Origin of the sequence: Alteromonas sp. DY56-G5, assembly GCF_041414725.1 — a bacterium.
GTDB classification, from domain to species: domain Bacteria; phylum Pseudomonadota; class Gammaproteobacteria; order Enterobacterales; family Alteromonadaceae; genus Alteromonas; species Alteromonas macleodii.
In genome coordinates, this window is the sequence record NZ_JANHZQ010000003.1 from 108,249 (window position 1) to 129,387 (window position 21,139).

Genomic DNA, 21,139 nt, shown 5'->3' on the forward strand with positions numbered 1-21,139 from the left:
AATAGCCAATCGTCGCATTGACTTAATCGTTGCTATACTTGTTAATAGTATTAACAAGTTTTCCTTAAGTGGTGTTATGCGAATCACGCAATGGCTCGTATTTTTAGCTAGCCTGTCGCTCTTATTTCGAGCAGGTTATGCTGTATCTGAAAATCGAGAACAGGTCACAACCTCTAGCGTAACTTTCGTACTAACCGCAGATATGCCTAATATTAGCGACGCACGCACAGGGCGTTACGCTAATCTTCAAACCCTCGTAAAACAACAGCGGCAAATTAGTGAAACCGTCTTCTTCATTTTCGGCGGCGGCTCGATTGGGCCGAGCGCGCTATCCTCGTTTGACCGTGGCTCCCACATTATTGATATTCTCAATTCCCTTGAGCCAGATGTGATGGGGGTCACAAAGAGAGAATTTAGTTTCTATGAGGATGAATTATCTCTTCGTTCTTATGAAGCAGCCTTTCCATTGGTAGCCAGCAACGTAATAGACAACCGGGTGGGGCGTTCCCCAGATGGCCTGCACACTTCTGTGATTGTAGAAAAAGAAGAATTAACACTTGGTGTTATATCAGTTTTACATGAGAGAGTGATAGAGGAGTACCAATTATCTGATATTGCTATAACGCCTCCTCAAAAAGCCATCATGGAGGAGTCTAAAAGATTGCGACAGCAAGGCGCAGATATTATTTTGCTTCACTATTCCTACCCGTTCCCTTTTATTAATACCATGCTGAACAAACGCATTATTGATGTCGCTTTTATAACAGACAGTCGCTTGGACGAGAAAAATATGCTCGAAACTACGCGTCATCCTAATAGTATGGTACTTACACAGCAGGGAACCGCTGTCGTTGCTAGTTTTGTGAAAAATACTGGGTGGCAAGCAACGTCGTATATAGAACAGCCGTTAGAAGATATAGAGGCTGATGCTGAGTTAAACGAGCAACTCATTGAGTATGAAGCGCGCCTAAAGCGGTTGTTAAATATCCAAATTGGCGAATGGAAGATTGCCGTTTCGACTGCGCGCAAAGAAGTGAGAAGTGAAGAGAATCCTTTTGTAAACTTTGTCGCGGATACCATTAAACGCTATGCCAATACTGAAATTGCCTTGATAAACGGAGGCAGTATCCGAGGCAACAAACAATATACGGCAGGTACACCAATTACTCGGCAAGATATTGTCACCGAAATGCCGTTTCGCGCGCATGTTGTGGCTTTGGATATAACTGGCGCTCAGTTAATTCAAGCTCTGGAAGAGGGGCTTTCGCAATATCAAAATTTAAAAGGTGGTTTTCCTCATGTATCGGGTATGTCTTATAGTTTCGACCCTTCAGCGAAAGTGCTTCAACGAGTAAAAAATGTCACGATTAATGGAAAGCGAATAGATAAGTCGAAAACCTATTCATTGGCTACAAGTAACTTTCTGGCTAATGGCGGAGACGGTTTCTATGCGTTAAAGAATACCGAAAAGCGTCCGGCCTCGAGCACACGTCCCCCTCAAATATCAGACCTTGTTATGCAGGCCATCGTCAATCAATACGATTTAAAGCCTAAAACTGATAACCGCATAATAAATATGGCAAAAGGCGAGTGATCAGATGCAGCATAAGAAAAAGATTTTGTATCTGTTTATCATTGCACAATGCAGTGTGATGGGATTTTTTCTTTTAATACTGGTTTTGACGCTGCTGCGTTTAAATGACGTGCGAACAGTGCTTGACGATATCACCTCGTCTTCTATCCCCACTCTTAGCCAAGCTACTGAAATTACTCGTGAAGTTCAGCACTTAATTTCACTTACTGCGCGATTAACATCGTCTGAGAGCCAATCGTCTCGGCGTATTGTCAAAACTCAGTTAGATGAAACGATAGAGCGCCTGGATTCCTCCAATTTGAAACTTGAGCAGGGAGACAAGTACTTAGCGACGCAACTGAATGTACTTACATTAGAAATAGAAGAACTAAACGCATTAGTGCGTCAGCGAATTGATGTTGAAAAAGAAGTGCGGGTGGAAAGGGAAGTACTCTTTACTTACTTGAACAATATTTTCGAAGACAATAAATCGCAGTATGTGGGTATTCAATCTTCTCAAACGCTGGTTCCTCTGATATTACAAATTGCCCAAATAAATCAGCAGTTCCAACTGCATGAGTTACGCAAGTTAGAGGACAGTATTGAAGAAAGCATCGCTTCCTTGCGTGAGGCGACATCGCTAGACAAGCGCAGCAGCGAACTGGTAAGAGCGCTAGAGGAGGGGGTATTAGGTAAATGGGGCATGATTGATAAACAAGCTAATGTCATGCGTATTCGTGGACGTTCAAGAGGGCGAGGCAGTTTTGTTGAGCACTTGGCTGAAGAAGTCGCGTCAAATATTGAGTTTAGGGCATCTTCAATCACAAAAGACACCTCTTTTTACGCATTGTCTGCCAACCAAGCTGTGTCCAAACAAATAACCCTGTCATTGGCTCTTTCATTAATTGTGATGATTATTTGTTGCGCCATCATCTTCTATATCTACAAGCGTATTATTCTGCGTTTAATTGCTTTAACCAACTTGGTTGAAAAAAATAGTGAAGAAGTAGCAAGCTTCGAAGGCAGTGACGAGATATCTCGCCTGGCTAAAACCTTCGCACTGTATTTTGAGAGAGTAAAGAGCCAAGAAACCGAATTGATTCGTTTGTCACTTAGCGATCCGCTGACTAACATCCCAAACCGACGGGCATTTGAAATGGAAATGGAAAAGGTAATAGCGATGTCAAAACGGTATGACTGGCCGTTGACGGTAGTTATCTTGGATGTCGATAGTTTCAAACTTTACAATGACAATTATGGTCACCCTAAAGGGGATGAATGCCTGAAAGCCGTCGCTATTGGGCTTAATGAAGTCATTACCCGTAACACTGATTTTTGTGCTCGATACGGTGGTGAGGAGTTCGTAGCGATTTTGCCCAATACTGATGAGAAAGGCGCGAAGGTGAAAGCTGAAGAGATTCGAGATGCGATAGAATCATTAGGGATAGAGCACAGCAAGAGCACAGTTTCACCCGTAATTACCGCAAGTTTGGGCGTTGCAACGGTCAATTTCGTTAATCACCACAACTGGACGTTAACTTCGATCCTTAATACCGCTGATAAAGCTTTGTACGACGCCAAAACGGGCGGCCGGAATCGCTGCGTGTTTTCATCGCTGCCATGAGTATTTTTGTATAGTAAAAAGAGGCGGGTTTATGTCAATCCCCAAACTGGGCTATCTCTAATCTTTATTGAACAAAAAAACTTCAGTTTTATTTGTGTGAAACATCAATAAACTTCATTTCCTCTGCTATCTTTAATCAAAACCAACAAAAACTAGCTTATCGTTTCAGACAACTAACCGTATTTCAGTGTGATACGCCAGTGCCTATTTTGTCAGGGTGGCTTCGTTATGAGCTAAGTCGGCTGATAAATAATGCGTGAAACGAAGTTCATTAGGAGCGCAGGATGTTTTTCAAAAATAAAGAGTTGATAGCCGAAAACCAACGTTTGGAAAAGGAACTGGCGGCATATCAAACGGTTAAGGAAGAGCTTCGTGAAGAAATGTTGTACATTGAGTTGAATGCAGATGGACGTATACGTGCAATTAATGATCTATGTACTCAAGCAACAGGATTTAAGATTTCAGAGCTAGAAGGGAAGTCCCTTGAAAGCCTAATGGACCCGAAATCGCTTAAGAAATCGGACGTTCAAGATATGCTAGGCGCTGTTAAAAATCATCGTCATTGGCATGGCGCAGTTAGCTTCAATAATGCAAAAGGCCATGAGATTTGGGTAAGAGGAATCATACAGCCCATAGATGACGCCTATGGAAATGTGAAGTGTATTTCTTTCTATATGGCAGAGCAAACGCGCAATATTTCTTACAGTAATGAGCTTAGAGATATGATTGCCGCGCTTCATCGCTCTTCTGCTGTTATTGAGTTCAACCTTGATGGCACCATCATAAAAGCCAACGAAAACTTTTTGAAAGGCACGGGCTACAAGCTGGAGCAAATAGTTGGAAAGCATCATAGGATCTTTTGCACAGAGCAAGAGGCGAACTCGGAAGAATACAAACAGTTTTGGCGTGGGCTAGCGCAAGGACAGTTAGAATCTGGACGCTACAAACGCATTGATAGCCGAGGGAATGAAGTGTGGCTAGAAGCGTCATATAACCCCATCAGAAACGAAGATGGTCAGCTTTATAAAGTAGTGAAATTTGCAACGGTAATTACAGAGCAAATGAAGCGGGAGTTCGCCATTTCTGAAGCCGCCAACGTTGCATTCAATATTTCGCAAGAAACTGGAGAGCAAGCACGTAAGGGAAACCAAGTGCTCGATTCTACGGTTAAGGCGATGAACGAATTAACGAAACAGATGGGTAATGCGAGTGAAGGTATTAAGGACCTTGATGAGCAATCCCAAAAAGTTGCGGACTTGGTTAAAAGTATTAGCGGAATTGCCGACCAAACTAATTTATTGGCGCTTAACGCTGCTATTGAAGCTGCACGTGCAGGCGATCAAGGGCGTGGTTTCGCGGTAGTAGCCGATGAAGTCAGGCAGCTAGCGTCGCGAACTAGTAGCGCAACTGAAGAAATCGTAAACGTTGTCGTAGAAAACAGAAAGTTAACAGAAAATGCAGTTCAGTTAATTGAAGCGGGTCAGGAAAAAGCGCGCGAAGCCTTAGAGTATTCAACGCAGTCAGGCAAAGCAATGAGCGAAATCCAAAGCGGTGCCAATGAAGTGGTAAACGCTATCGGGCAATTTACTAAACGCCTCTAGAAAATTAGCGACACAATCAGACAGCCTCAGTCATTGGCCATATTTGTTCAACCTTGGTATCTGCTTTCGCGCACCAAGGTTGAACACCCCCCCTGTTTTGGTGCACCAAAACGAATTCATTCTCACTTTTCTCTTACCTCAATAGTGTAAATATTCATAAATTTTAATGGCTTACATTTCTGGCACGATGGGTGCTAAATAATCCGTGCAACAGCAACGTTGCTGTACAAAGCAACGGGTGCAAACACAAATGCGATGGCAGAGTGGAGTGCACAACACTTACCATAGGGTAAACAAATAGGATTCAGCGGAGAACGGTAAGGAAGCATCATCATCTCCGGCATTTATGGCAAGTGCATAATAATAAAAAATAAAGATGGTTTTATAAGCTAAAGCTTTTAATAAACCTCCCTTAAAGATGAGGTGTGTGAGCGGGAATTCCTGACTTACCATTAACAACTTGATGCGTTTGTAAGAACTCCGATATTACAAACACGGCAACGAAGCCCACCATGCTCGACGGTTAAACGTCGTACGCTGGTGGGTTTTTTTTTGGCTACGAGGAACACGTATGACTGGGTTAAAGACAACATCACTGCTAAAACGCTTTCGAACGGCGAGTGCTGGAGTATGTGCAGCACTTGCCGTCTCTGTAGCAAGTTTTTCTGCGAGTGTGGCAGCACAAGCGCCAGCGATAGGCTGGCCTGAGAAGGAAGAACTTAAGTTTGGTTTTATCAAGCTCACTGATATGGCACCGCTTGCTGTGGCGTACGAAAAAGGCTTTTTTGAAGATGAGGGCCTCTACGTTACATTGGAAGCGCAAGCTAACTGGAAAGTGCTGCTTGATCGCGTAATCGACGGCCAATTAGATGGCGCTCATATGCTGGCTGGCCAGCCCCTTGGTGCAACCATTGGCTTCGGCACGGAATCGCATGTGGTAACAGCGTTCAGTATGGATCTCAATGGTAATGGAATTACCGTTTCTAATGAAATTTGGGACAAAATGAAGGCCCATATTCCACAGGAAAATGGCAAGCCAGTTCATCCCATTAAAGCTGATTATTTAAAGCCAGTGGTTGATGAATACCGCAACGCAGGAAAGCCGTTCAACATGGGAATGGTATTTCCAGTTTCTACACACAACTACGAATTACGCTATTGGCTTGCGGCAGGTGGAATTCACCCTGGATATTATGCGCCGCATAAAGGCGATACCGCGGGCCAAATAGACGCTCAGGCACTGTTGTCAGTCACACCCCCACCGCAAATGCCAGCGACGATGGAAGCCGGCACCATCTATGGCTACTGCGTAGGCGAGCCATGGAATCAACAGGCAGTGTTTAAAGGTATTGGTGTACCTGTGATCACCGACTACGAAATTTGGAAAAATAACCCTGAAAAAGTGTTCGGCGTAAGCCAAGGCTGGGCTGACAAATACCCAAATACGCACATTCGCGTGGTTAAAGCCCTAATTCGAGCGGCAATGTGGCTGGATGAAAACGACAATGCGAACCGTCCTGAAGCGGTAAAGATTCTTGCTAAAAGTAACTACGTGGGTGCAGATGAAGATGTACTAGCTAACAGCATGACAGGCACTTTCGAATACGAGAAAGGTGACAAGCGCGACGTGCCTGACTTTAATGTGTTCTTCCGCTACAACGCCACTTACCCATACTACAGTGATGCTATTTGGTACCTCACACAAATGCGCCGCTGGGGTCAAATCTCAGAGGCTAAGTCTGACGATTGGTATAAAGAGACAGCCAAAAAAGTCTATAAACCAGAAGTTTATGCTCAGGCTGCTAAAGCACTGATTGCCGAAGGTAAAGCTAAGGCGTCTGACTTTCCAGAGTTTGGGACGGAAACGGGCTACAAGCCACCTCAGAGCGAATTCATTGATGGCGTGACGTTTGACGGAAGCAAGCCTAACGCTTATTTAGAGCAATTTAAGATTGGTCTGAAGGGCGACACTGTACTGTAAGTGTCTGATTTAATAGCCCTGCCTTCAGTTTTAACTAGGGCGGGGCATAAACAGCGCAAAAGCGCACATCAAGTGTCAGGAGCAAGCAATGAGCAAGATGACAACCATTCTTCGCCTTCCATCGTCGCCGTCAAACGCCAACTCTTTGTTGAGCCGTTTATATCAATCCACGCCTGCGTTGCTGCTGCCTGTTATTGGCTTGCTGATGTTTTTGGCCATTTGGAATGGTGTAGCAAAAAGTATCGACACGTCGCTGGGGCAGTTCCCAGGGCCCGCACAAGTTTTTGAGCAAGCCGGTGCGTTAATTGACGAACATATTGCACAGCGCGAAAAAGCAGACGCTTTCTATCAACGTCAAGAAGCAAGAAATGCAGCGCGTGTAGCGCAGGACCCTACTTATCAGCCAAAAATTAGAGAATTCACCGGTGCGCCAACCTTCTTTGATCAGATATGGACAAGCCTTTACACCGTTATGGTTGGATTCTTAATTGCATCAGTCGTGGCGGTTCCCGTGGGTATACTATGTGGTCTAAGTAAATCTGCTTACACCGCAATAAATCCACTTATCCAGTTATTTAAGCCAGTGTCTCCATTGGCATGGCTGCCGCTGGTGACTATGGTGGTAAGTGCCGTTTATGTCAGCGATGATCCGGTCTTTTCTAAATCATTCGTGACCTCTGCCTTTACGGTTTCGCTTTGTTGTTTATGGCCAACCCTTATTAACACCGCAGTAGGCGTATCAAATATTGATAAGGACCTAATCAACGTAAGTAAGGTATTGCGCCTTACGCCGTTTGCTCATCTCACCAAAATAGTACTTCCATCTTCTATCCCCATGATTTTTACAGGACTTAGATTGTCGCTTGGTATTGGCTGGATGGTACTGATTGCGGCAGAAATGCTTGCCCAAAACCCGGGCCTAGGAAAGTTTGTGTGGGATGAATTCCAAAACGGAAGTTCAGAGTCGCTAGCGAGAATCATGGTAGCAGTGCTCACCATTGGCGCTATTGGCTTTGTGCTAGACCGCCTAATGTTATCGATTCAGCGCGCTGTAAGCTGGGACAAGTCGAGCGTACTACGCTAATTTTGAGGAGAATTTTATGCACACTAAACACTTAGAGTTAGAGCAGGTGGGTATCGACTTCCCCACACCGAAGGGGGCATTTACTGCGCTTCAAGATGTAAATCTTAAAATCAGCAAAGGTGAATTTGTGTCGTTAATTGGCCATTCGGGCTGCGGTAAATCAACGGTGCTGAATATCGTCGCAGGTTTGCATCAAGCTACTACCGGCGGCGTAATTTTAGATGGCGCAGAAGTGAAGCAGCCTGGGCCTGAACGTGCAGTAGTCTTTCAAAACCATTCTTTATTACCTTGGCTTACGGTATACAAGAATGTTGAGCTGGCCGTAAAATCGACCATGCGAGGCAAGACTAAAAACGCGATGCGTGACTGGATCATGCACAACCTAGAGCTTGTGCACATGACCCACGCCCTTGATAAATTACCCAGTGAAATATCAGGTGGTATGAAACAGCGAGTGGGCATTGCACGAGCGTTGGCAATGGAGCCAAAAGTGCTGCTAATGGATGAACCGTTCGGTGCGCTAGACGCCCTAACTCGCGCTCATCTTCAAGACTCGCTAATGGAAATTCATGCTGATTTGGGTAACACGGTTATCATGATTACTCATGATGTGGATGAAGCGGTATTGCTATCAGACCGCATTGTTATGATGAATAACGGCCCGGCAGCCACCATTGGCGAAATTCTAGATATTGCGTTGCCGCGTCCGCGAGATAGATTAGCACTTGCAGATAACAAGCAGTACAACCACTACAGACATGAAGTCTTAACTTTCCTTTACGACAAACAAAAGAAGGTTGAAACCGTTTCGTCACGCGCCAACCAAGCGCCTACAACTAATAAACATTCACAACAGCTAGCAAAACCCAGCGGGGTGTCATCTGAAAAAAAAGACGCTAAGAAGTCAGATGCCGCCTAGCTTTATCGGCACCTGACTAGGGCGGAAGCCTTTTCCGCCAACCAACCAAAACCATCACTTTTAACCAGCATTCTACTGCTGGCTGGGTAAGTGTTGACTTCTGGGCCAGCAGGCCCTCATCAATACCGATAGGGAATACACATGAACACGTTAAAAAACTTTGGCACTAAGATGCTAACAGCATCTGTTATGACAGTATTGGGTGGAAGCGTAATGGCCGCTGACATTCACAGCGCATTAAGCGATTCAAAGGCATGGGCTGATCTGAATTTACGCTACGAAGCTGTTGATCAAGACAATGCGTTAGAAGACGCAAGTGCACTGACTTTGCGTACGCGTTTAGGGTTTAGTTCAGGTAGCATTAATGGTTTCTCATTTACCGCTGAGGTTGAAGACAGTCGTATTGTACTTGGGCAAGATGAGTTTACTGTGGGGCCTACTGGCTTTAACGTAGGTGAGTATTCGGTCATTGCCGACCCTGAAACTACCGAAGTTGATCAAGCTTTTATTCAGTATAAGGCGGATAACTTTACCGCCAGAGTAGGGCGACAAGTAATTACGTTGGATGACCATCGATTTGTTGGCCACGTTGGCTGGCGACAAGACCGCCAGACCTTTGATGCCGCAAGCGCTAAATATGCGGCAACAGACAATCTAGAACTATTCTATAGCTATCTTTACAAACGCAACCGCATTTTTGCTGAGGCGGCAGATTTAGATTCTAAAGATCATATTCTTCATGCTACTTATACATCTAAAATTGGCAAGTTTGTGGCCTACGCTTACCTTTTAGAGGTGGACAACGACACGGATAACGCGTTGGACACGTATGGCGTGAGCTACGATGGAAAGATGAAAGGTGACAGCGTGAGTTGGGCTTACGGTGGTGAGTTTGCCACGCAATCAAGCGAAGCTGGCGCGGGCGAAACGGCCACCGACTTTGACGCCTCTTATCTAAATGCGTATGTCGCAGCCACGTTTTCTGGTGTGACGGCTAAGGTCGATTACGAAATACTAGGTTCTGACGATGGGTTGTACGGGTTTGCAACGCCGCTAGCTACGCTGCACAAATTCAACGGTTGGACTGATCAGTTCTTGGGCACGCCAGCACAGGGCTTAAAAGATCTTAAGTTATCTCTATCAGGTGGGCTAGCCGGTGGTAAATGGCTTTTGGCTTACCACGATTTCAGCGCTGACGACAGCAGTAACGGTGCTGACGACTTAGGCAGCGAAACTAATGTGCAGTATACGAAGAAGTTTGCAGGTAAGTACAATTTTGGCATTAAGTACGGTACTTACGATGCGGGAGATATAAAGGTGGATACCAATCGCTTCTGGATGTGGATTGGTACACGCTTCTAATTGCAATACACTATTACAACGTTATGTTGTAATTAATACTACAGGTCTGGCTGAGTCGTTACTGACTTAGCCAGCCTTTTTCAACGGCCACATCAAGCTGCTGCATAACGTAGTCCCATAAAGCCGGTGCGCAAGATTTGAGGTGAGCATTACGCTTCTCAATTTTCTCCCTTGCAATACCGTGACGCTTCCAGCTTCCTCCGTTGTCTTTCATATTTTGAAATACGGGAAGTACGCGGTCCATTGATTTTGCAAATTCTGCATCAGCGGTTTCCGCTGCTTCAAACTCAAGCCATAAATCGAGCATTTCACTATTAAGTGGACTCGGCAACAAACCAAAAATGCGCTTAGCGGCAGCTACTTCTTTCTCGGCTTGTGCGTCGTGATCTGTTTGATGATTGAAAGCAAACATGTCGCCAGCATCAATTTCCACAATATCGTGAATAAGGACCATGCGAATAACGCGGGTCACATCTATAGGTTTGGCCGCATATTCGCTTAGCATATTTGCCATTAATGCAACATGCCAGCTGTGCTCTGCGGAGTTTTCCTGTCGATAGTTATCACAGGGGAGGGTGATCTGGCGCTTAACTGCTTTTAGCTGGTCAAGTTCACAGATAAAGTCAGCAAAGTCACTTACTGCATACATTGGAATGCTCCAAGGCGTAAAAATGGGCGCCTGAGCGCCCATTTAATTATTCAAGGTCTAATGAGTGTATTGGTCATTAACCAAATTATTTTTGCTCAGATAGCCACACGATTAGGTCAGCGATGTCGTCGAAGGTCATGTCAGCAGTGAATGTAGGCTGATATTTACCGTTGATAATAAAGCTTGGCACACCAGTTAGGTGCTCACGATACTCATCAATTTGCTGTTGATTCTTGCGCACCATGCTATTTACGCCGAAGCTTTTGGCCATTTTATCAAACTCTTCACCGTCTACTCCGTTCACAACGAAGATATTGCGAAGGTCTTTCAAGCCAGTGATAGATGCACGTTGCTTGTGGATATAGTTAAAAATAGCGCCGTTCATCGCGTCTTCTTGCTTCATAGCGCGCGCAATTAGCATGGCTTTAGTTGCGTCATCTTGAACTTCAGGTCCAGTAAAACGCATAAAGTTTACGTGCACCTTATTGAATTTCGTACCGTCGCTTTTCTTTTTTTTAATTTGCGCAACGATTGGTTCGAACTGGAAGCAGTGAGGGCACCAAAATGAGAAGTACTCAGTAATAACAGGCTTATCTGTGGCTTCTTTATCAAGCACAGTATAGTGCGTACCTTCTTTCCATTTAGACGCTGGCTCCTGAGCGCATGCTGTTAGTGGCAAAAGCATTGCCATGACAAACATTACTGCAAACTTTTTCATGGAATATAATCCTATGTTCAAAAAACTATTATCGATACCGAGATTATCACAGGCTTGTTCGCTTAACTAGGACCTGTTCTACTTCAATGCCTTACTACGCGATAAGCTCACTAAAAAACGCGATTCAAGGTTTAGGTAAATGCAGTATTTTATATACGCATGATGAACAGAGTCTGAATCATCAGGCCCTAACAGAAACTCAAAGAAAAAGGGCTATAACCATGTATAGCCCTTTATTGTTTGTTGATTTCACGTTGAGTTTTGCCTTTAAGCAATGCTCAACAGAAGGTTCATTAACGTTACATCACTTACATGCTGTAGTTAACTGAAAGTAGAGCGCGACGCTCTTGGCCAGCATAACCTACAATGTCTTCATAATCAGTATCAAATACATTGTCGACCTTCAACGAGACCTGCCACTGCTTATCTATTTGATAGCCTAAATTAACGGTTGCAAGCGTATAGGCTGACAGCGCCAGAGTCTGAGACGGTTCAGGGAAAGGAGGGAAGAAGGTGTCGTAATGACTCCCTGTGTAAGCTAGCTTGGTGTAAAAGCTGAACTTCTCCGTTCCAAAGTCAGTGTTGTAGGTTAATGAGCCTTGGTGACGGGCACGACGCAGTTCAGTGGTTGTTATACCATTGTCGGTTTGTTCCGCATCTAGATAACTATACGCTGCGGTAAAATCACCATAGCCACTGTCCCAGTTAAGTTCTAGATCAATACCTTCTCGCGAGCTTTCACCGTCGATATTATCTGCACTATATGCACCCAAATCTGACACAAATACGAAGCCATTGATTTCATCTTCAAGGTCGGTAGTGTATGCGCTGATTTGTGCAGACAGTGATTTCCAGTTCGCCTTAACGCCTATTTCCCATTCTTCACTGGTTTCAGGTTCTAAGTTTGGGTTGCCGATGAAGCTTGCTGGGAAGTAGCCAAAGCGCTCGGTGAAGGTGGGTGTTTTAACAGCTTTACCATAGCTGGTAAAAACAGCGTAGTAATCGTTAAGCTGCCAGGTAAGGCCACCGCGATAACTTACGGCATTGTCGAACTCACTGTTGTTGTCGAATCGTGCGCTTAGTGTTGCGGTTAGCGACTCGGTTAGCTGACCATTTGTCTCGGCAAATACGCTATAAGTATTGTCATGCTGCTTCTGGTTCGGATCGCCAAATGCAATTGGGCCGCGCTGGGTAAAAAGGCGCTGTAGGTATTCAACACCGCCAGCAAAATCCCAGTTATCCATGGTATAGAAACCTGTCCAGTTTAACTCTATGCGCTCACCAGTGGTTCCGCCAGTGTCTGCACCTGACTCAGTGTTATCATTATCGTCTTTGCGATAATGCGCACTTAGCGCTGAGCGATAACCTGTATTTTCCGGAGCAAATTCCCATCTTAATTTCGCACTAATTTGTGAACCATCCGTCACGTTATCTGAGTCAGCAGGAAGGCCTGTCGTCACAAAATCAGTGCCGTCGTAATCGTTCTCGTACTGAACCGTGCGAAGGTTAGCTATTAACGTATGCTCCGACGTTGCGGCATAATTAATATTAATGCCAGCGGTCATGTTGTCGTAGCCATCATCTTCGTTACCAACACGAGATACGTTGTCACCGTCGGTACGTATGTAGCTGGCGTATGCAGAAATACCTACGTTATCGCTTTGCGAGCGCGCGTTCATGCTGCCCTGCAACGTACCTTGTGTGCCAACGCCAGCAGAGAAGTCTACGTGTGACGCATTATCGGCAAACTGGCCTGATTTCGTAGTAATGCTCAATACACCACCGATAGCGCCGCTGCCCCATCTTGCGCTCTGCGGGCCTCTAAGAAGTTCTATGCGCACCACGTTTGCGCTAGTTAAGTGAGCAAGGTCAACCAGACTTCCTTGGCCTACGTCGTTGGCAACAACGCCATCAATTAAAACAAGTAGATGGTTGGTTTCACCGCCGCGCACGCGCAGCTCCGTTAAGCCACCAGGACTGCCTGACTGAGACAAGCTAACGCCAGGTAGGCCGCGAATTAGATCGGTAAGTTGAAGTGCGCCCGAAGCTTTAATGTCGCTTTCAGTTAGTACCGATACTGAACCAGGAAGTTTGGTTAACGAAATAGGCAAACGCGTGCCTGTTACTGTTAAAGTTTCAATATCTTGGTCAGAAGTTTGAGCAAAGGCAGGTGTGCTTAAGCACGAAATAACTGCAGCGCTAAGGGCTGCTTTAGTAAAATGTGTACGCATGGTTTTTATGTTGTCTTTGATGCGCTCCACCCGAGCACATGATTAGGGAAAGTGCACGCATTGCTTAATTATGGATGTGAGCAAGCAAACGACACCATGAAGTACAGGCCGGTATCCGGGCTTACTCACCATTACTAAAAATGTAATAGCTCTTTTGCCTTCCCATCTAATGGCGTTTAATACGTAACGCATAAAAGACAGTGGCGTATGAAAAGAAAACGACAACGCGTTGAGTTTACCGTTGCGGGGGCAGCATCAGTTTTTCACTGATTTCCCGTTTAACCCTTGTCGCCGTAGTCAATATGGAGCTAGACAAGAGCACCTACACACTGTCGATTATATCTAAGTTAAAAAGTGATAGCGAATACGGTTTCTTATACCTTACGCTTTTTCGTAACCGCCATAAGATTATCGGCAACGGTCATCGAAAAAGCGTTTTTTCAGCAGTAAAGGGACTGGCTCAATATCCTAATTTCAGTGGAGGCTCTTGAAGGGCCGATAGCTGTTCTTTCAGAGCAAGTATTTGGCCTTCCCAGTATTTGTCTTCAGCAAACCAAGGAAATGCCCGCGGGAAAGCAGGGTCTTCCCAGCGTCGTGAAAGCCATGCCATGTAATGCACCATTCGCATAGCGCGCAGGGGCTCAATAAGTGGCAACTGTGCAGTGTCAAACGGGTGAAACTCCTCGTATGCTTCAACCAAAGTATCGAGCTGCAATAGTTGTTGTTGGCGGTCGCCGCTTAGCATCATCCACAAATCTTGGATAGCAGGGCCCATGCGGCAATCATCTAGATCAACGAAGGTAGGGCCATCGCGCCACAGTATATTGCCTGGGTGGCAGTCACCGTGAAGCCGAATACTCGATGTTGGCTTATACGCTTTTTTCGTGGCATCAATAACGGGGTTAAGTATGGCAAAAAATGCTGTCTTTAGATGCTCTGGCAGCAGTGTGCTTTGCATAAGCACCTGCTTCGGTTCATCGAGGTAACTTTCAATATTAATCGAGGGACGATGTGCAAACCCTTTAGCATGGGCCACGCGGTGAATACGGCCAATGAAACGCCCCATCCATTCGAGTTGATCAAGGTTGTCATTTTCGAATTGTCTACCGCCCACCGAAGGAAATAACGCAAATCGATAATCAGTTTCGGCCACGGTGTGATGATGCAGCGTGCTGCCATTGAGAGAAATGGGCGCAGCCAATGGAATTTCGTTATCGATTAGCTCTGCAGCAAACGCGTGTTCTTCAAGAATTTGAGCGTCGGTCCATCGACCTGGGCGATAGAATTTTGCTACATAGCGCTGACCGTCTTCAGCCAAAAACTGATAGACGCGGTTTTCATAACTATTTAGTGCTAGCAAACCGCTTTGAAGAAAAATGCCCTGACTTTCCAGGGCATCTAATATGGTGTCTGGGCTAAGCCCAGAGAATGAAAAATCTGTCATCGATAAAGGAACTTAGTTGGCTCATCAACGGTAACCGTTTCCCCATCAATAGTGGTGGTTACACTGATAAAAATATCGGTAACCGTATCTTCCAGATTATAGGCGTCAGTTGCAACTGAAATTGGCGTGCTATACACCGCACCGCCTTCAACTGTTACAGTTTGCTCACCAATGTACTTGTAGTCAGGCAAACCTTTTACAGCAATAGAGTAGGTTTGGGTTTGCTGAGTTTTGTTAAGTACTTTTATTGTATAAACGTTCTCAATTAGCCCTTCATTCGTTTCGCGGTATAGCGAGTTTCTGTCGCGGATAATGTCAACTTCGGTGGGGCTGCGCATCCAAATATTGGCAAACAGCAAGCCTATCATCACCACTAAAACTACAAAGTAACCAATTAACTTTGGACGTAAAATATGAGTCTTACCGCCAGCTAGTTCTTCTTCAGAGGTAAAGCTTATCAGGCCTTTAGGATAACCCATTTTATCCATAACACCGTTACAGGCATCAACACAGGCGCCGCAGTTGATGCATTCGTATTGTAAGCCATTTCGAATATCGATACCGGTTGGGCATACCTGAACACACAGGTTGCAGTCTATACAGTCGCCTAAACCTTTTTCCTTTACTTGTTCGTGACTAAGTTTGCGTGGTCGCGGGCCGCGTTGTTCACCACGTTTTACATCGTACGATACAGTAAAGGTGTCTTTGTCGAACATGGCAGACTGAAAGCGAGCATAGGGACAAATGTGCGTACACATGATTTCGCGCATGTAGCCAGCGTTTCCGTACGTACAGACGGCAAAGAAAATAACCGATAAACCTGCCCAGAAGCTGGTGTTAAATGTTACAAAATCGATAAACAGTTCATCAATTGGCGTAAAGTAGCCAACGAAGGTTAAAGCCGTTAACAGCGCTACCAATACCCAAGCGGTGTGCTTAGCTGTTTTACGCAAAAATTTATCTGCATCCATTTTGCGTGCATCTAGCGCTATACGCTTGTTGCGCGGGCCTTCGAATTTCTCTTCGAACCACGTATAAATGTATACCCACGTTGTTTGAGGACACATAAATCCACACCACACTCGACCAGCGAAAGTGGTGACGAAGAACAGCGCAAAGGCGGAAACAATAAATATATAGGCCAACAAAGTGAGATCTTGAGGCCATAAGGTTAGTGAGAATATAGTAAATCGCTGCTCGCCGATGTCGAGTAGCACGGCTTGATGCCCGTTGTACTGAATCCATGGAATGATGGCAAAGAGGCCCAAAAAGAAAAGGCCAAACATGCGTCTAAATGTCTCCAGAGGGCCTTGTACAGCCCGCACATAAATACGGCTACGAGAGTCGTGGCGTTTACCCTCAGGTCCACCTTTGGGTTTATGTACTTTTACCGGTGTAACGGTCTTTACCGGTATTTGTTCATTCATAGCTTAACCTTATGTGACGTAACGAACTGCCTGTGCAGTATAACTGCGTTCAAAACGTCATATTTAATGTAGATCAATAATGCGGCGTATGGTGTATCTTTTTAAAGTTTCAGTCAATACTGAAACTTCAGAACGTAAGTCGTTTTTTGTTTTGATTTCCTCAGTCTATGTAACTTTGTAAATAGTTAAATACAGCTACGTGAATAATGAGGATTAATATAACGGCCAGATGCCATTTGATGCCCAACATCGACGATTAGGCTTTACCTACTATACATGAGTATAGTTTGCTGTATTTACAGGTAAACCGATATGACCCTATTATCGTCGATAATAATGTGGTCAATTACCGTTTGAATCGTGTACAGTGAGCATTGTGAAAATGTAAATTGGCAAAGTGTAGTTGAGCACATAGTGAGAAAGGTGCTAAAAATTGGCGCTATTTGTAGTAAACGTCTGTCAAAGTTAGCTGAGAAGTCATGTTAAGGTTCTTTATCATCGCTGCTGAAATTATTGTTTTGGTAATTGTGCTGCGGTCTCCTTTTGTTCAGTATCTCTTTGAAGATATCCAGAACTCGCTTTCTGAATGGCTAGTTTCAATTGCCACCTTACCGGAGCGAGAAGAACTGCGTAATTTACAAGATAAAATTAATATCCAGCTGAGTCCCTTAAAGCCTTACCAGCAAACATATGTTCAGCAAATCACCGCTGACAGCGCAAGCGTTAAACGTTTTTATCACACCTATTGTGAAAAGGACGATATAAACCCCAACTTTACGGGAACTAAACGCGTTCAACTATGCCTAATCATTAAACAGTCGTCAATTATGCAAGTAGCAAAGCGAGACTAGCCAATTTTAACCAGGTTGGTTAAATGTAAAGCTGATATAAAAGCCGACAATTGCTGCATGCTAAGCTTTCTCTAAATGTCTTGCTAACTCATAGTTTAAACGACTGAATTTAGGAGCATAAAAGTGAATAAATTACGTACTTTTTCTTATTTAGGTTGTGCCACTGCGGTTGGACTTCTTGCTGTTTTCGCTCCCACCCAGGCGGCAGAAGTAAAGATTACTTGGGAAGAACCTGAAACATATAGCGATGTTAAGCCAACTAATGAGTCACGCAAACGGTTCCGCGAACGAACGCTACAAGAGCTTGAAGAACACATTGTAGATTTGGCCAGTGATTTACCTGAGTCGCAAGTGCTGTCAATGACAGTAACAAATGTTGATTTAGCTGGTCAGGTTTGGCCAAGCCAGTTTGTCGGCTTCGGTAACGGCGCCGGTAGCGACGTCCGTATCATTAAGCGCGTTGATATTCCTAGAATGACATTCAGCTACTCGTTGGCTAATGCCGACGGTCAGGTCATTTTAAGTGGTGAAGATGTGAAACTTAAAGATATGGATTTTATGGAGTCGAATATTCGTCGCAATCGCACGGAATCGCTTTCTTATGAAAAAGCGATGCTTAACGATTGGTTTTCAGATACGTTTTCAACCCAAGTAGCAGCGAACGACTAATAGTTTCGTTCAAATCATAATAAAAAAGGTCACATATAGTGACCTTTTTTGCGTTCATAGCCCATATTTCACGGGCTATAGCAGAATAAGCTGCCTACAGATAATCAAACTCATTACCTGATATTGCAAGGGTGCTTCCAGGGCCAGCTTTATAAGCGGCTTTGTGCGCATCGCGACGTACTAATATACGTTCCATGTAGAAGTCACGTGTCTTCATCTTAGACGCTGCAAGTACTGCATTACCTGATGCCTGCGCTTTGTCGGCCATGCTGTACCACAGTACACCAATCAATGAATAGGCGCTGTATGCCAAGTAATCACAAGCAGCAGCTGCAGCGGTGGTGGCATCCATACCTAAGCAATCGGCTGAAGATGCACGCCAGTCATCAAGAATTCCTTGAGCCAGACCCTTCGCCTCACTGTCTTGAATGTCGCTGACCAAAGCGTTAAACGCATTATAGGTCGCTTCCATCATTTGACCGCCATCTCGGGTAAGCTTACGACCAATAAGGTCTAGCGCCTGAATACCGTTGGTGCCTTCATATAACATAGCAATGCGCACGTCGCGCATAAGTTGTTCCATACCCCATTCACGAATAAAGCCGTGACCACCAAATACTTGTACACCTAGGCTGGTGGTCTCAAGGCCCATATCCGTCATAAAAGCTTTGCAGATTGGCGTTAAAAACTGAAGTATCTTGTCGGCATCTTCTTTTTCTTGACCTTCACCAAGCTTCTCAACGTCCATAAACTTGGCATAGAAAAGTGAAAGTGCACGACAGCCTTCAATCAGTGATTTCTGCGTAAGTAACATACGCGCTACGTCAGGTTGAAAGACGATCGGGTCTGCTTTGCCTTCTGGATTTTGAATTCCCTGAGGTGCGCGAGACTGAACGCGTTCGCGGGCATAGGTCAGCGCGCCTTGGTAAGAGGCTTCTGCCGCCCCTAAACCTTGCAGACCTACTTGGAAGCGTGCATCGTTCATCATGGTGAACATACATGCTAGGCCTTGGTTTTCTTCACCTACAAGGTAACCCGTTGCACCGTCAAAATTCATCACGCAAGTCGGGCTCGCTTTGATCCCCATTTTGTGTTCGATGCTTCCCACTGACAAGCTGTTCGTCTCGCCAGGCTCATTGCTGGCATCTGGAAGGAACTTGGGCACTAAGAATAAGCTGATGCCTTTAACGCCTTTGGGAGCATCAGGCAGACGAGCTAGAACAAGGTGAATAACGTTCGAGCTCCAATCGTGATCGCCTGCGGTAATAAAAATCTTATTACCGGTGACTTTATAGCTGCCGTCGCCTTGTGGCTCAGCTTTGGTACTAAGCAAGCTCAAATCTGTTCCTGCGTGAGGTTCGGTCAGGTTCATGGTACCTGTCCACTCACCGCTGATTAGCTTAGCAAGGTAGATATCTTTTAATTCTTTACTGGCGTGCTTAGTAACCGCAAGTGTTGCGCTCTCAGTAAGCATGGTGGTTAAACGCCAGCTTAAGTTCGCCGCGTTTAGCATTTCGTGAACAGGCACAGCCATGGTGTACGGCAAGTCTTGCCCGTCGTACTCGGCAGTACCTAGCATTGCATTCCAGCCGTTAGCAACATATTCCTGATAGGCATCAGCGAAGCCTTTAGGCGTGGTAATTTTGCCGTCTTTTAGCGTACAGCCTTCTTCATCGCCTTCACGGTTAAGAGGGGCAACCACATCCAAAGCAAACTTTGCACCCTGTGCAATAATTTCGTTGGCAAGCTCGCTATCAAAGTCGCTGATACCGAGCTTTTCGTAGTGAGCATCAAGTCCAAGCCAGTCTTTTAACAAGAACTGAAAATCAGTCGTAGGGGCGTGGTACAGAGGCATGGATGACTCCTTTTTCAAACAAGTGTTTTAATTTTGTCTATTATAGTCACAAAAAGCGTAGTCCGAATAGTCCGTTAAAGGAAAGTTAATAATAAATTTGGATGATGTGGGTAATGATCTATGCGGACTGACATGAGAGAAACACATAGGTTTTCCAAGACTCATGGACTTTAAATGTGCAGCAAAGGTCACACAGGCTCTGGTGATTATGTCTGACGCATTGATGTTAATATAGAAAAGTGAACTCAAGTGGTAGGCTCGCTTGCAATTCAAATTCTCACTGGCATGCTTAGCTTACATTGAAATAACCCGTTCACATACGCACAAGCAACACGGTACATAAAAACATGAATTCAGAAAGCGCGAAGAAAAACCTTAAACATAGCAGTGATGATGCGCAGATCCCGGTTTGCATTGTAACGGGGGGAAGCTTGGGTATCGGTTTTGCGGTATGCAAGCTGTTTAGTCAAAACGGTTATCAAGTCATTAATTTAGATATCAGAGACTTTGAGCAAGCGTTACCTAATGCTATCTGGAAGCCGTGTGATGTAAGTGTTGTGCGTAATATTGAAGCCGCGGTGAATGAGGTTATTAGTTCTTATCAACGCATAGACGCATTGGTGTGTAATGCCGGTATACATGTTTCAGCAACCATTGAAGACACTGATGAAGCGCTGCTTGATAAGGTACTAAACTTGAACGTAAAAGGGGCGTATGGCGCGATTAAGTCTTGCCTGCCAACCATGAAAGAGCAGGGCAGCGGCGCGATTGTGGTGATGGGTTCAGATCAGTCCTTTATTGGAAAGCGCAATTCGTTCGCCTACGGTGTCAGCAAAGGTGCGTTGGCGTCTATGGCGAAAACCACCGCGCTTGACTACGCACCCTATAATATCCGCGTTAACGCGGTATGCCCGGGTACCATCGAAACCCCTCTATTTCATAACGCCATTGATAATTATGTGGCACGTTCTGGGGCAGATAAAAATGAAGTGGTAGCTGAAGAAGCCGCTGCACAACCTATTGGACGTTTGGGCCAGCCCGAAGACGTAGCTGAATTGACTTATTTCCTATGCAGCAACAAAGCGTCGTTCATCACGGGTAGCTTGTATGCGGTGGATGGGGGCTACACAGCACAATAGAAAGAGCACAAT

General features: G+C 45.0%; 16 protein-coding genes and 1 riboswitch. Of the genes, 10 read left to right on the plus strand and 6 right to left on the minus strand.

Features of this window, described 5'->3' with window-relative positions; translation table 11 throughout:
• Nucleotides 1–76: 76 nt before the first annotated feature.
• The 7 genes from NO989_RS02340 to NO989_RS02370 all read left to right on the plus strand — a co-directional run bounded on the left by NO989_RS02340 (nucleotide 77) and on the right by NO989_RS02370 (nucleotide 10,144).
• Nucleotides 77–1,594: a bifunctional UDP-sugar hydrolase/5'-nucleotidase gene (locus tag NO989_RS02340; RefSeq protein WP_061439519.1), complete on the plus strand. Its 1,518-nt coding sequence runs from the start codon at nucleotides 77–79 to the stop codon at nucleotides 1,592–1,594.
• 4 nt (nucleotides 1,595–1,598) lie between these two features.
• Nucleotides 1,599–3,197 (plus strand): diguanylate cyclase, encoded by a 1,599-nt coding sequence (locus NO989_RS02345; RefSeq protein ID WP_371341987.1) that lies wholly within the window; start codon nucleotides 1,599–1,601, stop codon nucleotides 3,195–3,197.
• Nucleotides 3,198–3,481: 284 nt separating this feature from the next.
• Complete coding sequence (locus tag NO989_RS02350) at nucleotides 3,482–4,798, plus strand: methyl-accepting chemotaxis protein (RefSeq protein ID WP_075175961.1); 1,317 nt, start codon at nucleotides 3,482–3,484, stop codon at nucleotides 4,796–4,798.
• Between the two features lie 571 nt (nucleotides 4,799–5,369).
• Nucleotides 5,370–6,779, plus strand: coding sequence for a CmpA/NrtA family ABC transporter substrate-binding protein (locus NO989_RS02355; RefSeq protein ID WP_371341988.1), 1,410 nt, complete (start codon nucleotides 5,370–5,372; stop codon nucleotides 6,777–6,779).
• Between the two features lie 88 nt (nucleotides 6,780–6,867).
• The gene (locus tag NO989_RS02360; protein ID WP_370134748.1) at nucleotides 6,868–7,863 is read left to right on the plus strand and encodes an ABC transporter permease; all 996 of its coding nucleotides are present in this window, start codon (nucleotides 6,868–6,870) and stop codon (nucleotides 7,861–7,863) included.
• 16 nt (nucleotides 7,864–7,879) lie between these two features.
• Nucleotides 7,880–8,782: an ABC transporter ATP-binding protein gene (locus NO989_RS02365; RefSeq protein ID WP_371341989.1), complete on the plus strand. Its 903-nt coding sequence runs from the start codon at nucleotides 7,880–7,882 to the stop codon at nucleotides 8,780–8,782.
• 141 nt (nucleotides 8,783–8,923) lie between these two features.
• A complete protein-coding gene (locus tag NO989_RS02370; RefSeq protein WP_370134752.1) occupies nucleotides 8,924–10,144 on the plus strand; it encodes an alginate export family protein in 1,221 nt (406 codons plus the stop codon).
• A 58-nt stretch (nucleotides 10,145–10,202) separates the two neighbouring features.
• On the opposite strand, the gene NO989_RS02375 is transcribed toward NO989_RS02370, so the two are convergent.
• The 5 genes from NO989_RS02375 to ccoG form a co-directional block, all read right to left on the minus strand.
• Nucleotides 10,203–10,793 (minus strand): HD family hydrolase, encoded by a 591-nt coding sequence (locus NO989_RS02375; RefSeq protein ID WP_371341990.1) that lies wholly within the window; start codon nucleotides 10,791–10,793, stop codon nucleotides 10,203–10,205.
• A gap of 85 nt (nucleotides 10,794–10,878) precedes the next feature.
• Nucleotides 10,879–11,511, minus strand: a complete 633-nt coding sequence (locus NO989_RS02380) for a thiol:disulfide interchange protein DsbA/DsbL (RefSeq protein ID WP_371341991.1) — start codon at nucleotides 11,509–11,511, stop codon at nucleotides 10,879–10,881.
• Between the two features lie 308 nt (nucleotides 11,512–11,819).
• The gene (locus tag NO989_RS02385) at nucleotides 11,820–13,742 is read right to left on the minus strand and encodes a TonB-dependent siderophore receptor (RefSeq protein ID WP_216600737.1); all 1,923 of its coding nucleotides are present in this window, start codon (nucleotides 13,740–13,742) and stop codon (nucleotides 11,820–11,822) included.
• A gap of 88 nt (nucleotides 13,743–13,830) precedes the next feature.
• Nucleotides 13,831–14,083: riboswitch (cobalamin riboswitch) on the minus strand.
• Nucleotides 14,084–14,202: 119 nt separating this feature from the next.
• A complete protein-coding gene (locus NO989_RS02390; protein ID WP_371341992.1) occupies nucleotides 14,203–15,186 on the minus strand; it encodes a serine/threonine protein kinase in 984 nt (327 codons plus the stop codon).
• Nucleotides 15,183–16,613: a cytochrome c oxidase accessory protein CcoG gene (gene ccoG / locus NO989_RS02395; RefSeq protein WP_371341993.1), complete on the minus strand. Its 1,431-nt coding sequence runs from the start codon at nucleotides 16,611–16,613 to the stop codon at nucleotides 15,183–15,185. The genes NO989_RS02390 and ccoG overlap by 4 nt, the downstream gene beginning before the upstream one ends.
• A 479-nt stretch (nucleotides 16,614–17,092) precedes the next feature.
• Here ccoG and NO989_RS02400 point away from each other — a divergent pair, with 479 nt between their 5' ends.
• Complete coding sequence (locus NO989_RS02400) at nucleotides 17,093–17,464, plus strand: hypothetical protein (protein WP_371341994.1); 372 nt, start codon at nucleotides 17,093–17,095, stop codon at nucleotides 17,462–17,464.
• A gap of 123 nt (nucleotides 17,465–17,587) precedes the next feature.
• Entirely contained in the window at nucleotides 17,588–18,133 is a 546-nt protein-coding gene (locus NO989_RS02405; protein ID WP_283626649.1) for a DUF3016 domain-containing protein, read from the plus strand.
• 94 nt (nucleotides 18,134–18,227) lie between these two features.
• Here NO989_RS02405 and NO989_RS02410 read toward each other — a convergent pair whose 3' ends face one another.
• Complete coding sequence (locus NO989_RS02410) at nucleotides 18,228–19,988, minus strand: acyl-CoA dehydrogenase family protein (RefSeq protein WP_069943747.1); 1,761 nt, start codon at nucleotides 19,986–19,988, stop codon at nucleotides 18,228–18,230.
• A gap of 347 nt (nucleotides 19,989–20,335) precedes the next feature.
• Between NO989_RS02410 and NO989_RS02415 the strand changes: the two genes are divergently transcribed.
• A complete protein-coding gene (locus tag NO989_RS02415; RefSeq protein ID WP_069943748.1) occupies nucleotides 20,336–21,127 on the plus strand; it encodes an SDR family NAD(P)-dependent oxidoreductase in 792 nt (263 codons plus the stop codon).
• Nucleotides 21,128–21,139 lie beyond the last annotated feature (12 nt).

Excerpts from the sequence above, each read along its gene's own strand:
- NO989_RS02370 (WP_370134752.1), top strand. The coding sequence starts at position 8,924 with ATGAACACGTTAAAAAACTTTGGCACTAAGATGCTAACAGCATCTGTT.
- NO989_RS02415 (WP_069943748.1), top strand. The coding sequence starts at position 20,336 with ATGAATTCAGAAAGCGCGAAGAAAAACCTTAAACATAGCAGTGATGAT.
- NO989_RS02390 (WP_371341992.1), bottom strand. The coding sequence starts at position 15,186 with ATGACAGATTTTTCATTCTCTGGGCTTAGCCCAGACACCATATTAGAT.
- NO989_RS02410 (WP_069943747.1), bottom strand. The coding sequence starts at position 19,988 with ATGCCTCTGTACCACGCCCCTACGACTGATTTTCAGTTCTTGTTAAAA.
- NO989_RS02375 (WP_371341990.1), bottom strand. The coding sequence starts at position 10,793 with ATGTATGCAGTAAGTGACTTTGCTGACTTTATCTGTGAACTTGACCAG.
- NO989_RS02350 (WP_075175961.1), top strand. The coding sequence starts at position 3,482 with ATGTTTTTCAAAAATAAAGAGTTGATAGCCGAAAACCAACGTTTGGAA.
- NO989_RS02360 (WP_370134748.1), top strand. The coding sequence starts at position 6,868 with ATGAGCAAGATGACAACCATTCTTCGCCTTCCATCGTCGCCGTCAAAC.
- ccoG (WP_371341993.1), bottom strand. The coding sequence starts at position 16,613 with ATGAATGAACAAATACCGGTAAAGACCGTTACACCGGTAAAAGTACAT.
- NO989_RS02355 (WP_371341988.1), top strand. The coding sequence starts at position 5,370 with ATGACTGGGTTAAAGACAACATCACTGCTAAAACGCTTTCGAACGGCG.
- NO989_RS02345 (WP_371341987.1), top strand. The coding sequence starts at position 1,599 with ATGCAGCATAAGAAAAAGATTTTGTATCTGTTTATCATTGCACAATGC.
- NO989_RS02340 (WP_061439519.1), top strand. The coding sequence starts at position 77 with ATGCGAATCACGCAATGGCTCGTATTTTTAGCTAGCCTGTCGCTCTTA.
- NO989_RS02380 (WP_371341991.1), bottom strand. The coding sequence starts at position 11,511 with ATGAAAAAGTTTGCAGTAATGTTTGTCATGGCAATGCTTTTGCCACTA.
- NO989_RS02385 (WP_216600737.1), bottom strand. The coding sequence starts at position 13,742 with ATGCGTACACATTTTACTAAAGCAGCCCTTAGCGCTGCAGTTATTTCG.
- NO989_RS02400 (WP_371341994.1), top strand. The coding sequence starts at position 17,093 with ATGTTAAGGTTCTTTATCATCGCTGCTGAAATTATTGTTTTGGTAATT.
- NO989_RS02365 (WP_371341989.1), top strand. The coding sequence starts at position 7,880 with ATGCACACTAAACACTTAGAGTTAGAGCAGGTGGGTATCGACTTCCCC.